The organism is Lentzea sp. NPDC058436 (genome assembly GCF_042721515.1).
Taxonomy (GTDB): Bacteria; Actinomycetota; Actinomycetes; order Mycobacteriales; family Pseudonocardiaceae; genus Lentzea.
Genome location: NZ_JBHXLF010000002.1, coordinates 1,097,824 through 1,113,715, shown reverse-complemented (window position 1 = coordinate 1,113,715; position 15,892 = coordinate 1,097,824). Strand labels below are relative to the sequence as shown.

Annotated in this window: 1 protein-coding gene (cut by a window edge); it reads right to left on the bottom strand. The window is 68.9% G+C overall.

Annotated features, from left to right (window positions below; all coding sequences use genetic code 11):
• Window positions 1-49: 49 nt before the first annotated feature.
• Window positions 50-15,892 carry the 3' portion of a non-ribosomal peptide synthase/polyketide synthase gene (locus ACFWN2_RS12330; RefSeq protein WP_382427002.1) on the bottom strand. It continues 15,129 nt past the right edge of the window, so the window shows 15,843 of its 30,972 coding nt (coding positions 15,130-30,972); the start codon falls outside the window, past its right edge; its stop codon occupies window positions 50-52.

Genomic DNA, 15,892 nt, shown 5'->3' with positions numbered 1-15,892 from the left:
CCAGATGCGCAGACCCCAGTGCGCTAAATGCCGCCGAGCTTGCTCCCGATCACCCTCCCATCTGCTTGAGCACGGCGGCGAGACTCGCTTGATCGATGTTGGCCAGCGGGAAGTCGGACGGAGTCACGCCGCCGGCTCCCGACTGGCAGTGCTCCACGAGGTCGCGGAGCACGTCCACATAACGCGCCGCGAGACGCTCGACGGTCGCCTTCGAGTGGACGTTGGTGCTGAAATACCACTCGACCAGCAGACGACCGTCCGAGGTCTGCTCGGCTTCGATGTGGAGAAGGTGCGAACGGTTCCCCTGTTCGTTCTCCGTCGGCCCGCAGAGGTCGGAGGAAAGTTCTTCGCTAATCAAACCGACAGCATCGTCGCCCGCAGCGTCGAACGCTCCAAGATAGTTGAACAGAACCGGCCGCGCAGGCGCTTCGACCAATCGCTCGTCGCGTTCGAGGTAACGGAGGATCCCGTACCCGACGCCGCGGCGCGGCACGGTCCGCAGCTGCTCCTTGACCGCCTTGATCAGCTCACCGCTGTCGTTCAGGCGGTGGTGCCGCAGGCGCACCGGGAAGATCGACGTGAACCAGCCGACGGTGCGGGACAGGTCGACGCCGTCGGCGATCGCCTCACGTCCGTGGCTCTCCAGGTCGATCGTGACGTCGCCGACGCCCGCCCACTCGCCGAGCGTCTTGAGCAGCGCGGCCAGCAGCAGGTCGTTGATCTGCGTCCGGTAGGCCTTGTGCGCCTCACCGAGCAGCAGTTCGGTCGACCTCACGTCGAGCCAGCCGCGGACCGTGTCGGCCGACTCCTCGGTGTTGGCACCACGACCGTCGACGGGCACCGCGGTGACGCGATCGGTCTGCGCCACCCAGTGATCGCGTTCGGCCTGCGGGTCGTCGGCGTGCAGCACCTCGGCCCACTGCTGGAACGACGTCGTCTTCGGCCCGAGCGACCCGCCCTGGTAGACGGTGTCGAGGTCCTCCAGCAGCACGTTCCACGCCACGCCGTCCATGACGAAGTGGTGCGCCGTGAGCCCGAGCCACGCCGGTTCGTCACCGCGGTCGAAGTAGAGCGCGGAGACGAGCGGACCTTCCGCCAGCCGCAACGACAGCTGCGCCTCGGTCATGATCGCCACGACCTCGTCGTCGTTCGCGGCGGTGACGACGCGAAGCACGGACGGCAGCTCACCGTCGTTGTCCTGCACCCAGGTGTCGCCGTCCTGGCGGAACCTGATGCGCAGTGCGTCGTGATGGGCGACGACGGTGTCGACCGCCCGCGCGAGCCGTTCCGGATCGGTGCCGGCCGCCAGTTCGAACACACCCGACCAGTTCCAGTGGTCGCGATCGGGGATGTCCTCCTCGACGAACCAGTGCTGGATCGGCGTGAGCGGCACCGGACCGGCGACGACACCCTGTTCGGCGAGCATGGCGGTGGGCGTGTCCCGCACGACCGGTGCGAGCTCGGCGATCGTCTGGTGGGCGAACACGTCCGCCACGTCCACGCCCAGACCGGCCGCACGGGTGCGCGCCACGATCTGCAGACTCAGGATCGAGTCGCCGCCCAGCTCGAAGAAGTTGTCGTGCACGCCAACGCGTTCGAGGCCGAGCACCTGCGCCCACACCTCGGCCAGCACGTCCTCGGCGGACGTCCGGGGCGCCTCGAACACCTCGGCCGTCGTCTCGGGCTCCGGGTCGGGCAGCCCCTTGCGGTCGACCTTGCCGTTCGGCGTCAGCGGCAGCTTGTCGAGGGCCACGAACACCGACGGCACCAGGTAGTCCGGCACCCGCTCACGCAACCAGGTCCGCAGCTCCTTCGAGCTGAACTCACCTTCCGCGACCACGTACGCGACCAGGCGCTTGCCACCGTGTGGCCCGCCATCCCGTGCCACCACAACGACATCACGCACGTCGTCGTGATCACCGATGACGACCTCGACCTCACCGGGCTCAACCCGGTAGCCGCGGATCTTGACCTGCTCGTCGACCCGACCCAGGAACTCGATCGTCCCGTCGGCACGCCACCTCGCCCGGTCACCGGTCCGGTAGAGCCTTCCGCCGGCCGCACCGAACACGTCGGGCACGAACCGTTCCGCAGTGAGGTCGGCGCGGTTCACGTAACCCCGTGCCACACCGGGACCACCGACCAGCAGCTCACCCGGCACGCCGACCGGAGCCGGGCGCAGCGCGTCGTCGACGATGACGGCACGGGCACCCGCCAGCGGCGTGCCGATGGGCACGACGGCCTGGGGGTGGTCCTCGCCGACCGGGTGGAAGATCGAGTCGATCGCCGCCTCGGTCACGCCGAACACGTTGCCCGGCACGGCGTTAGGCGCCACCTCCGCCACCGCCGTGGTCAGCGCGTCGTGCGTCCACATGTCGGTGCCGGAGATCACGAGCCGCAGCGACTCGACCGGCCCGGCTTCGCGGCAGTGCGCCGCCAGGTCGCGCAGCAGCATGCCGGGGACGATCTCGGCGATCGCCACACCGTCGTCGGAGAGTGTGCGGTGCAACGACTCCACGGACACATGCTCGTCGTGCGGCAGGAACACCACGGTCTGCCCGAACGCCAGCGCCCGCGTCATGTCACCGATCGACACGTCGAAACCGGGCCCGGACATCGAGAGCACCGGGCCGGGTCCGCCCAGCGAGGCGAGTCCGTCACGCCAACCGGCCACATAGGACGAAAGCGCGCCGTGGGTGACGGCAACGCCCTTGGGACGTCCGGTCGAGCCGGAGGTGTAGGCGATGTACGCCAACGAGCTGGGGTCGATCGGTGGGAGAGGCTCTCCGGAGACGGAGGACGTGTCGTCCAGGAGCAGCACCGCACCGGAGAACCCGGCCGACCCCGCCGACTCCCCGGCCGACCCCGACGCCTCGCCCTTCAGCCCCGACAGTTCCCCAGCCAGCTCCGAGGTCGTGACCACCGCGACCACCCCGGCGTCCGCCAGCAAGAACTCCAGCCGTTCCGCCGGCAGCCCGGGGTTGACCGGCACGTACACGCCACCAGACCGCAGCACACCCTGGAACGCCACCGCCAGCTCGATCCCACGCGGCACCAGCACCGCCACCGGCGACTCGGCCGTGACCCCCGCACGCCGCAACCGTGCCGCCAGTCCGGCGGACCGGGCGTCCAGCTCGGCGAACGTCAGGCTCCGCTCGCCACACCTCGCGGCGACACCGTCCGTCCACCCCCGAACCAGCTCCGGCACCGGCAGCTCAACGGCCGGAACCGCCGTCTCACCCTGCGCCACCAGCCGGGCGGCCTGCTCCGGACGCTGCAACGGCAGCTCCGCGACGGCCAGGTCCGGCTCGTCCGCGACCGCCGTCAGCACCACGACCATCTGGTCGAGCACGCGTTCGATCGTCGTGCCGTCGAACGCGGCCGTGGAGAACTCCGCTTCGATCTTGAGCGTGTCCTCCAAGTCCACCGCGAACGTGAGCGGGTAGTTGCCCTGCTCGACGGACTCGACGGCGTCCGCCCAGTCCTCGCCCGCCTCGTCGGGTGCCTCCTCCTGCGGGTAGTTGCCGAACACGACGATGCTGTCGAAGAGACCTCGACCGTGCGGAACAGCCGACCACCGCTGGACGTCCACCAGCGGCGTGAACTCGAACCGTTGCAGTGCGACCTGGTTGTCGCTCAGCTCGTGCAGCCACGAGCTGAACGGCGTGCCACCGGGGATCGAGGCGCGGACGGGCAGCGTGTTGATGAACAACCCGACCATCGACTCGACCCCGGCCAGGTCGGCCGGGCGACCCGACACGGTCAGGCCGAACACCACGTCGTTCTCACCGGAGTTGGCGGACAGCACCTTGGCCCACGCCGCCTGCACGACCGTCGACAACGTGACGCGTTCGCGCCGGGCAAGCCGCACAAGCCTGCTGGTGACGTCGTCGGTGAGGTGCGTGCGCCGCCGGTCCTGGGCGTAGTGGCTCGCGGCCAGCCGGTCGACGGGCAACGTCGTCGGCGCCTCGAAGCCGTCGAGGTAGGTGCGCCAGAACCCTTCCGTGTCAGCGGGATCGCGCCGGCCGAGCCACGCGATGTAGTCGCGGTACGGACGTGCGGGCGGCAGCGACTGCCCCTGGTAGGCGGCGGACACCTCGTCCATCACCACCGGGAGGCTCCAGCCGTCGCACAACCCCTGGTACAGACCCCAGACCAGCCAGTTCTGGCCGTTGCCGCGGTCCACCAGGTAGAGCCGGGTGAGCGGCGGCCGGGCGAGGTCGAAGCCGAGCCCGCGGTCCTTCTCCAGCAGCTTCTGCAGCCGGGCCTGCTGGGCGGCCTCGTCCAGCTTCGACCAGTCGTGAGTCGTCACCGGCACGTCGACCTCGGCCAGCACGATCTGCACCGGTTCGCTGACGCCCTCCCACACGAACCCGCTGCGCAGCGCGGCGTGCCGGGCGATCACCTGGCGCCAAGCCGTCGCCAGCCTGTCGGCGTCGATCGTCCCGGCCAGGTCGTAGACGCCCTGGCCCCAGTAGAGCCCGTCGCCTTCGTCCGGGGCGCCGACGACACCGAACAACATGCCCGACTGCACCGGAGCCAACCGGTACACGTCGGCCAGCGCGCGGTTCGCCGCGAGCCAGTCGACCTCGGCCTGGGTCAGGGAGGCCAGAGGGAAGTCCGACGGCGTGAACCCGTTGGCCTCCCTGCAATGCGCGACCAGTTCGCGCAACGCCTCGACATAGCGGGCCGCGACCCGTTCGACGGTGGCGGTGTCGTGGATGTTCGCCGAGTGGAACCACTCGATCGACAACCGGCCGTCCGCCGTCTGCTGCACCTCAAGCTGCAACAGGTGCGACCGCGTGCCGCCGTCCGCCTCGCTCGGCCCGGCCAGATCGGCGTCCAGTTCGCGGCGGATCAACCCACCCGAGTCGTCGCCGCCGTCGTGTGCGCCGAGGTAGTTGAACAGCACCGGACGCTCGTCCGCCGCCAGTTCGTCGTGCAGCCACCGCAGCACGCCGTAACCGACGCCCCGACGCGGCACCGACCGCAGCTCCTCCTTGACGGCCTTGATCGCCGCCGCCGGATCACCCTGGTTGGTGAGGCGCACCGGGAAGATGGAGGTGAACCAACCCACCGTGCGTGACAGGTCCGCACCCTCACGACCATGGCTCTCCAGGTCGATCGTGATGTGGTCTTCGCCTGCCCACTCGCCCAACGCCTGCGCGAGAGCGGTCAGCAGCAGATCCTGGCCCTGCGTGCGATACGCCTTGTGCGCGTCACCGAGCAGCGCCGCCGTCGTCTCAGCATCCAGCCACGACTGCACGATCGACTCGGACGCGTCATCGTTCACGCCCTCGCCATCGGCCGGAAGCGCGACCACATCAGCGGTCGCGTTGATCCAGTGCTCACGTTCGCCGCTCGCGTCGTCGTCCTGCAGCTGCAACGCCCACTGCTGGAACGACGTCGTCTTCGGTCCCAGTTTCCGGCCTTCGTACGCGGTGTCGAGGTCCTCCAACAGGACGTTCCACGACACGCCGTCCATCACCAGGTGGTGCACGGTCAACCCGAGCCACGCCGGTTCGCTGCCGCGATCGAAGTACACGGCGGCGAGCAGCGGACCGTCGGCCAACCGCAACGACTTCTGCGCCTCGGTCATGTGCTCGACCACGCCGTTGTCCACGACCCGCAGGAACCCGCCACCGTCGACCGGCGCGTTGTGCTGACTGTCCGGTGTGAACCGGATGCGCAACGCGTCGTGGTGAGCGACAACGGCGTCGAGCGCCCGGCTCAGTCGCGCCGGGTCGGTGCCCGGAGCCAGTTCGAACATGCCCGACCAGTTCCAGTGGTCCCGGTCCGGCAGGTCCTGCGCCAGGAACCAACGCTGGATCGGCGTGAACGGAACAGCCCCGGTCACCACACCCTGCTCGGCCAGCGTCGCCGTCGGCGCGTCCCGCACCACCGATGCCAACTCGGCCACCGACTGGTGCGTGAACACGTCGGCCACGTCGACACCGAGTCCGGCCGCACGAACCCGAGCCACGATCTGCAGGCTCAGGATCGAGTCGCCGCCGAGCTCGAAGAAGTTGTCGTGCACGCCAACGCGTTCCACCCCGAGAACCTGCGACCAGACGGCCGCGAGCGTCTCCTCGGCAGCGGTCCTCGGTGCGACGAACACCTCACCGGCGACCTCAGGCTCCGGCTCGGGCAACCCCTTGCGGTCGACCTTGCCGTTCGGCGTCAGCGGCAGCTTGTCGAGAGCCACGAACACCGACGGCACCAGGTAGTCCGGCACCCGCTCACGAAGCCAGGTCCGCAATTCCTTGACGCTGAACTCACCCTCGGCGACCACGTACGCGACAAGCCTCTTACCACCGTGCGGCCCGCCATCCCGTGCCACCACAACAACATCACGGACGTCTTCGTGGTCGCCGATGACGACCTCGACCTCACCCGGTTCGACCCGGTAACCGCGGATCTTGACCTGCTCGTCGACCCGTCCGAGGAACTCGATCGTCCCGTCGGCACGCCACCTGGCCCGGTCACCGGTCCGGTACAACCGACCGCCCGACGCCCCGAACACGTCAGGCACGAACCGCTCGGCGGTCAGGTCCGGCCGGCCCACATAGCCCTGGGCCACACCGGATCCACCGACCAGCAGCTCACCCGGCACACCCACCGGCACAGGCTGCAACGACCCGTCCACCACGAACGCCTGAGCACCCGCCAGCGGCGTACCGATCGGCACCACAGCGGCAGGATGATCCTCGCCAACGGCGTGGAAGATCGAGTCGATCGCCGCCTCGGTCACACCGAACACGTTGCCCGGCACCGCGTTCGGCGCAACCTCAGCGACAGCAGACGTCAACGCATCGTGCGTCCACATGTCGGTGCCGGAGATCACGAGCCGCAGTGACTCGATCGGCCCGGCTTCGCGGCAATGCGCAGCAAGATCACGCAGCAGCATGCCGGGAACGATCTCGGCGACCTCGATCCGGTGCTCCACCAGCGTGGCGTGCAACGACTCCACGGAGACGTGCTCGTCGTGCGGCAGGAACACCACAGGCTGCCCGAACGCAAGCGCCCGCGTCATGTCACCGATCGACACGTCGAAACCAGGCCCCGACATCGACAACACGGTGCCCGGACCGCCCAAGGCCGCAAGCCCATCGCGCCAACCGGCCACATAGGTCGAGAGAGCGGCATGGGTCACGGCAACGCCCTTGGGACGGCCGGTCGAGCCCGAGGTGTAAGCGATGTACGCCAAGGCGTTCGGATCGATGCGCGGAGGCGTGAACTCGACGACCGGGGCCGCCTCATCCAGCAGGACGACCTCGCCGGGGAAACCCTCCACCTCTCCGGCCAGCGCCGCAGTGGTCACCACCGCGACCGCCCCGGCGTCCGCGAGCAAGAACTCCAACCGCTCGGCCGGCAGTCCCGGGTTCACCGGCACGTACACGCCGCCGCTGCGCAGCACGCCCTGGAAGGCAACCGCCAGCTCGACCCCACGCGGCACCAACACCGCCACAGGCGAACCGACACTCACCCGCAACCGAGCCGCCAACCCGTCCGCCCGAGCGTTCAGCTCCGCGAACGTGAGCCGCTCGTCGCCGCAGATCGCCGCGATGCCACTCCAGCCGGCGATGAGGTCCGGCACCGGCCGTTCCACGACCGGCGCGACCGTGCTGCCCCACCCGACGATCTCCGCCGCCTGCTCGGCGCGGTGCAGCGGAATGTCCTGGACCCGCAGGTCAGGCCTCCGCGCCACCGCCGTCAGCACGACCACCAGCCGGTCGAGGACCCGCTCGATCGTGGCCGCGTCGAACGCAGCCGTCGAGAACTCCGCCTCGATCTTGAGCGTGGCCTCCAGGTCGACCGCGAACGTGAGCGGGTAGTTGCCCTGCTCCACCGACTCCGTGGCCTGCAGCCAGTCCTCGCCGAGGTCCTCCGGCAGTTCCTCCTGCGGGTAGTTGCCGAACACGACGATCGAGTCGAACAACGCCCGGCCGTGCGGGACATCCGACCACCGCTGCACATCCACCAACGGCGTGTACTCGAACCGTTGCAGCGCGACCTGGTTGTCCCGCAGCTCTTGCAGCCACGAGGTGAACGGCACGTCCGCGGGCACGACGGTCCGCACGGGCAGGGTGTTGATGAACAACCCGACCATCGACTCCACCCCGGCCAACTCGGCCGGACGACCCGACACGGTCAAGCCGAAGATCACGTCGTCCTCGCCCGACGACGCCGACAGCACCTTCGCCCACGCGGCCTGCACCACCGTCGACAACGTCACGCGCTCGCGCCGGGCCAGCTGCACCAGCAGGCCCGTCACCTCGTCGTCGAGGTGCGTGCGCCGTCGGTCCTGCGCGTAGTGGCTCGCGGCCAGGCGGTCGACCGGCAGCACCGTCGGCGCCTCGAAACCGGCGAGGTAGGTGCGCCAGAAGGACTCCGGCCCGGACGGGTCGCGGCCGTCGAGCCACGCGATGAAGTCCCTGTAGGGGCGGGTGGGTTCGAGAGCACTGCCCTGGTAGGCCGCGGACACCTCGTCCATCACGACGGGAAGGCTCCACCCGTCGCACAACCCCTGGTACAGGCCCCAGATCAGCCAGTTCCGCCCGTCACCGCGATCAACGACGTGCAGCCGCATCAACGGCGGCCGCGCCAGGTCGAACCCGAGTGCGCGGTCCTCCTCCAGCAGCTCCTGCAGCCGAACCTGTTGTGCGGCCTCGTCCAGACCCGACCAGTCGTGAGCCGTGAGCGGAACGCCGACCTCGCCGAGCACGACCTGGACCTGTTCGGCCACGCCCTCCCACACGAACCCGCTGCGCAGGGACGCGTGCCGGGTGATCACCTCACGCCACGCCGCCTCGAACCGGGGAAGGTCGATCGGGCCTGCCAGGTCGTAGACGCTCTGACCCCAGTACAGACCGTCGACGGGCGAACCCACGACACCGAACAACATGCCCGACTGCACCGGCGCCAACCGGTACACGTCGGACAGCGGGTAACGCTCGGCGAGCAGGTCAACCTCGGCCTGCGCCAACGAAGCCAACGGGAAGTCCGACGGCGTGAACCCACTGGCCGTTCCACAATGGGCGACCAGTTCGCGCAACGCCTCGACGTACCGAGCGGCGACCCGTTCGACGGTGGCGGTGTCGTGGACGTTCGCCGAGTGGAACCACTCGATCGACAACCGGCCATCAGCCGTCTGCTGCACCTCTAGCTGCAAGAGGTGCGACCGCGTCCCGCCCTCACCCTCACTCGGTCCGGCGAGATCACCGTCGAGCTCACGGCGGATCAACCCGGACGAGTCGTCCGAGTCGTACACGCCGAGGTAGTTGAACAGCACCGGACGGTCAGCCGAGACCAGGTCGTCCCTCAACCACCGCAGCACGCCATAACCGACACCACGGCGAGGAACCGAACGCAGGTCCTCCTTCACGGCCTTGATCGCCGACGCCGGATCACCCTGGTTCGTGAGCCGTACCGGGAAGATCGACGTGAACCAACCGACCGTGCGCGACAGGTCCGCGCCCTCACGACCGTGGCTCTCCAGGTCGATCGTCACGTGATCGCTGCCGACCCACTCCCCCAACGCCTGCGCGAGAGCGGTCAGCAGAAGATCTTGGCCCTGCGTGCGATACGCCTTGTGCGCGTCACCCAGCAGCGCCGCCGTCGTCTCAGCATCCAGCCACGACTGCACGATCGACTCGGACGCGTCGGTGTTCGGCCCGTCGCCATCGGCGGGAAGTTCGACCAAGTCAGCGGTCGTCTTGACCCAGTGGTCGCGTTCGGCGCCGGCATCGTCGTCCTGCAGCTGCAACGCCCACTGCTGGAACGACGTCGTCTTCGGCCCCAGTTCCCGGCCTTCGTACGCGGTGTCGAGGTCCTCCAACAGGACGTTCCACGACACCCCGTCCATCACCAGGTGATGCACGGTCAACCCAAGCCACGCCGGTTCGCTGCCACGGTCGAAGAACACCGCGGCAAGCAGCGGACCATCGGCCAGCCGCAACGACTTCTGCGCCTCAGTCATGTGCTCGACCACGGCCCCGTCGCCTTCGACAACACGCAGCAGGTCCACGGGCTCGATGCCGGCGTTGTGCTGGCCGTCGGCCGAGAACCGGATCCGCAACGCGTCGTGGTGCGCCACCACGGTCCGCAGTGCCGACGCGAGCCGACCGGGCTCGGCGCCGGGTGCCAGCTCGAACATCCCCGACCAGTTCCAGTGGTCCCGGTTCGGGATGTCCTGCGCCAGGAACCACCGCTGAATCGGTGTGAACGGAACAGCCCCGGTCACCACTCCCTGCGCGGCCGAGGTCACCGCAGGCGCGTCACGCACGGCAAGCGCGAGCTCGGCGATGGTCTGGTGGGCGAACACGTCCGCCACGTCGACACCGAGACCGGCCGCACGAACACGAGCCACGATCTGCAGGCTCAGGATCGAGTCGCCACCGAGTTCGAAGAAGTTGTCGTGCACACCGACACGTTCCGCCCCCAGGACCTGCGACCACACGGCCGCCAAAGCCTCTTCGGCAGCGGTCCGAGGCGCGACATACGTCTCGCCCGTGGTCTCGGGCTCCGGGTCGGGCAGACCACGACGGTCCACCTTCCCGTTGGGCGTGAGCGGAAGCCGTTCCAGCGCGACGAACACCGACGGCACCAAGTAGTCCGGCACCCGCTCACACAGCCAGGACCGCAGCTCCTTGACGCTGAACTCGCCCTCGGCAACCACATACGCGACAAGCCGCTTACCGCCGTGCGGCCCACCATCGCGGGCGACGACCACAACATCGCGCACGTCGGCGTGATCACCGATGACGACCTCGACCTCACCAGGCTCGACCCGATAGCCACGGATCTTCACCTGCTCATCGACCCGTCCGAGGAACTCGATCGTTCCGTCGGCGCGCCACCGAGCCCGGTCACCAGTGCGGTAGAGACGCCCACCGGAACCGGCGAACACGTCCGGAACGAACCGCTCCGCAGTCAGGTCCGGCCGACCCACATACCCCTGCGCCACACCCGGACCACCGACCAGCAACTCACCGGGAACACCCACCGGCACCGGCCGCAACGACCCGTCCACGACGAAGGCCTGAGCGCCCGCCAGTGGCGTACCGATCGGCACCACGGCAGCCCCGTGATCCTCGGACACGGGGTGGAAGATCGAGTCGATCGCCGCCTCGGTCACACCGAACACGTTGCCCGGCACCGCGTTCGGCGCCACCTCGGCAACAGCGGTGACCAGAGCGTCATGCGTCCACATGTCCGTACCCGAGATCACCAACCGCAACGACTCGATAGCACCGGCGGTCCGGCAATGCGCCGCCAGATCGCGCAGCAACATGCCCGGCACGATCTCCGCGACCTCGACCGAGTGCTCGACCAACGTCCGGTGCAGCGACTCCACGGTGACATGCTCGTCGTGCGGCAGGAACACCACCCGCTGCCCGAACGCCAGCGCCCGAGTCATGTCACCGATCGACACGTCGAAACCAGGCCCCGACATGGACAGCACCGCACCCGGCCCGCCCAACGCGGCCAGACCATCACGCCAACCGGCCACATAGGACGAGAGGGCGCCGTGGGTGACGGCCACGCCCTTGGGGCGGCCGGTCGAACCGGACGTGTAGGCGATGTACGCCAAGGAAGCAGGATCGATCGACGGAAGAGGCTCAGCAGGTGCTGCGGACGCGTCGTCCACGGGCAGCACCGCACCGGAGAAGGCAACATCCTCACCAGTCGTCACCACCGCGACCACACCGGCATCCGCCAGCAAGAACTCCAGTCGCTCAGCAGGCAACCCAGGATTCACCGGCACATACACGCCACCCGACCGCAACACCCCCTGGAACGCCACCGCCAGCTCAACCCCGCGCGGCACCAACACCGCCACCGGCGACCCCACAGTCACCCCGGCCTGCCGCAACCGACCAGCCAACCCATCCGCCCGAGCACCCAGCTCAGCGAATGTCAGCCGCTCGTCACCACACACCACCGCGACCTCACCCGACGCCCACCCGGCGACCAGGTCGGGCACAGGGCGTTCGGCAACGGGCTCCGGCGTCGTCCCCAACGCCACGAGAGCAGCTGCCTGCTCGGGCCGCTGCAACGGCACGTCGCCGACCGCGAGCCCCGGTCGTTCCGACACCGCGGTCAGCACGACGACCAGCTGGTCGAGGATCCGCTCGACGGTGGCCGCGTCGAAGGCGGCCGTCGAGAACTCGGCCTCGATCTTGAGCGTCGTCTCCAGGTCGACCGCGAAGGTGAGCGGGTAGTTGCCCTGCTCCACCGACTCCGTGGCCTGCACACCGCCCAGGTCCTCCGGCTGTTCCTCCTGGGGGAAGTTGCCGAACACCACGATGGAGTCGAACAACGCACGCCCGTGCGGAACAGCCGACCACCGCTGCACATCCACCAACGGCGTGTACTCGAACCGTTGCAGCGCAACCTGGTTGTCGCGCAGCAGAGGCAACCACGAGGCGAACGGCATCTCGACGGGCACGGCGGTCCGCACGGGCAGGGTGTTGATGAACAACCCGACCATCGACTCCACCCCGGCCAACTCCGCCGGACGACCCGACACGGTCAAGCCGAAGATCACGTCATCTTCACCCGACGACGCCGACAACACCTTCGCCCACGCCGCCTGCACCACCGTCGACAACGTCACGCGCTCCCGGCGCGCCAGCTCCACCAGTCCGGCGGTGACGTCCGCGTCGAGGTGCGTGCGCCGCCGGTCCTGCGCGTAGTGGCTCGTCGCCAACCGGTCGACCGGCAACGAGGTCGGCGCCTCGAACCCGTCCAGGTAAGTGCGCCAGAACCCTTCCGTGTCGCCGGGATCGCGCTGGTCGAGCCACGCGATGTAGTCGCGGTACGGGCGTGCGGGCGGCAGTGACTGCCTCTGGTACGCAGCCGACACCTCGTCCATGACGACAGGCAGACTCCACCCGTCACAAAGACCCTGGTACAAGCCCCAGACCAGCCACAACCGGCCCTCACCACGATCAACCAGGTACAACCGCATCAACGGCGGCGCAGCCAGGTCGAAGCCCAGCGCACGATCCTCGTCCAGCAACTCCTGCAACCGCACCTGCTGTGCGGCATCGTCCACATGCGACCAGTCGTGAGTCGCCAACGGCACGTCGACCTCGGCCGGCACGACCTGCACCGGCTCGCTGACGCCCTCCCACACGAACCCGCTGCGCAGCGCGGCGTGCCGGGCGATCACCTGACGCCAGGCCGCGGCCAGCCGGTCGGCATCGATCGGACCGGCCAGGTCGTAGACGTTCTGAGCCCAGTAGAGACCGTCGACGGGCGAGCCCACGACACCGAACAACATGCCCGACTGCACCGGAGCCAACCGGTACACGTCGGCCAGCGGGTAACGCTCGGCGAGCCGGTCGACCTCGGTCTGGGCCAGGGACGCCAGCGGGAAGTCCGACGGCGTGAAACCACTGGCAGAACGGCAATGCGCGACCAACGAGCGCAACGCCTCGACATAGCGAGCCGCAACCTGTTCGACGGTGGCGGTGTCGTGGAGGTTCGCCGAGTGGAACCACTCGATCGACAACCGGCCGTCAGCGCTCTGCTGCACCTCGATCTGCAACAGGTGCGAGCGTGTTCCGCCCTCACCCTCACTCGGGCCGGCCAGGTCGGCGGAGAGTTCCCGGCGGATCAACCCCACCGAGTCAACGGCGTCGTACGCGCCGAGGTAGTTGAACAGCACGGGACGGTCAGCGGCCACCAGATCGTCCTGCAGCACGCCGTAGCCGACACCCAGCCGCGGCACCGACCGCAGGTCCTCCTTCACGGCCTTGATCGCCGCGCCGGGATCGCTCTCACGGGTCAGACGCACCGGGAAGATGGACGTGAACCAGCCGACCGTGCGCGACAGGTCCGCACCCTCACGACCGTGGCTCTCCAAGTCCACGGTGACGTGATCGCTGCCGGCCCACTCCCCCAACGCCTGGGCCAGAGCGGTCAGCAGCAGGTCGTTGCCCTGCGTGCGATACGCCTTGTGCGCCTCGCCGAGCAGCGAGGCCGTCGTCTCGGCGTCGAGCCACGACTGCACGACCGCGCCGGACTCCTCGGAGTTCGGCCCGTCTCCGTCCACCGGCACGACCACGACGTCCGCGGTCGTGGCGACCCAGTGGTCACGCTCGGCCGCGGCGTCGAGCGTCCGGACCTGCTCGGCCCACGCCTTGAACGACGTCGTCTTCGGCGCGAGCTCACCGCCCGCGTAGACCGTGTCGAGGTCCTCCAGCAGGACGTTCCACGACACCCCGTCCATCACGAGGTGGTGCACGGTCAACCCGAACCACGCCGGCTCGTCACCACGGTCGAAGTACACGGCCGCCAGCAACGGACCGTCCGCCAACCGCAACGACTTCTGCGCCCAGGTCATCTGCTCGACCACGTCATCGCCGTCCGCGACCCGCAGGTACCCGCCACCGTCGACCGGCGCGTTGTACTGGCTGTCCGGCGTGAACCGGAGCCGCAGCGCGTCGTGGTGCGCGACGAGGGAATCGAGTGCCCGTCCAAGCCGTTCCGGATCCGTGCACGGCGCCAGCTCGAACATCCCCGACCAGTTCCAGTGGTCCCGGTTCGGGATGTCCTGCGCCAGGAACCACCGCTGGATCGGCGTGAACGGCACCGGCCCGGTCACCACGCCCTGCTCCGCCAGGCTGACCACAGGCGTGTCCCGCACGGCCGGCGCCAGCTCGGCCACGGTCTGGTGGGCGAACACGTCCGCCACGTCGATCCCGAGACCGGCCGCGCGAACGCGGGCCACGATCTGCAGGCTGACGATCGAGTCGCCACCCAGTTCGAAGAAGTTGTCGTGCACACCAACGCGCTCGACACCGAGAACCTGCGACCACACGGCCGCCAGAGTCTCCTCGGCAGCGTTCCGAGGCGCCACATACGCCTCACTGGCCGTCTCAGGCTCCGGGTCGGGCAGCCCGCGCCGGTCGACCTTGCCGTTGGGCGTCAGCGGAAGCTTGTCGAGGGCCACGAACACTGACGGCACCAAGTAGTCCGGCACCCGCTCACGAAGCCACGAACGCAGCTCCTTAGCGCTGAACTCACCCTCGGCAACCACGTACGCGACAAGCCTCTTACCACCGTGCGGCCCACCATCACGAGCCACCACGACAACATCACGCACGTCGTCGTGGTCACCGATGACGACCTCGACCTCACCGGGCTCCACGCGGTAGCCACGGATCTTCACCTGCTCATCGACCCGTCCGAGGAACTCGATCGTCCCGTCGGCACGCCAGAGAGCCCGGTCACCAGTGCGGTACAGACGCCCACCGAAACCGGTGAACACGTCCGGAACAAACCGCTCCGCCGTCAGGTCCGGCCGGCCCACATACCCCTGCGCCACACCGGGACCACCGACCAGCAGCTCACCCGGCACACCGACCGGCGCCGGCCGCAACGACCCGTCCACCACGAACGCCTGAGCACCCGCCAGCGGCGTACCGATCGGCACCACAGCGGCAGGATGGTCCTCGCCGACGGCGTGGAAGATCGAGTCGATCGCCGCCTCAGTCACGCCGAACACGTTGCCCGGCAACGCATTAGGCGCCACCTCAGCAACAGCAGACGTCAACGCATCATGCGTCCACAGATCGGTTCCCGAGATCACCAGGCGCAGCGACTCGACCGGACCCGCCACCCGGCAGTGCGCCGCCAGATCGCGCAGCAGCATGCCGGGAACGATCTCCGCGACCTCGACCTCGTGGTCCACCAACGTGCGGTGCAACGACTCCACCGTCACGTGCTCGTCGTGCGGCAAGAACACCACACGCTGCCCGAACGCCAACGCCCTCGTCATGTCACCGATCGACACGTCGAACCCAGGCCCCGACATCGACAACACCGTGCCCGGACCGCCCAGCGCGGCAAGTCCGTCGCGCCAACCGGCCACATAGGACGA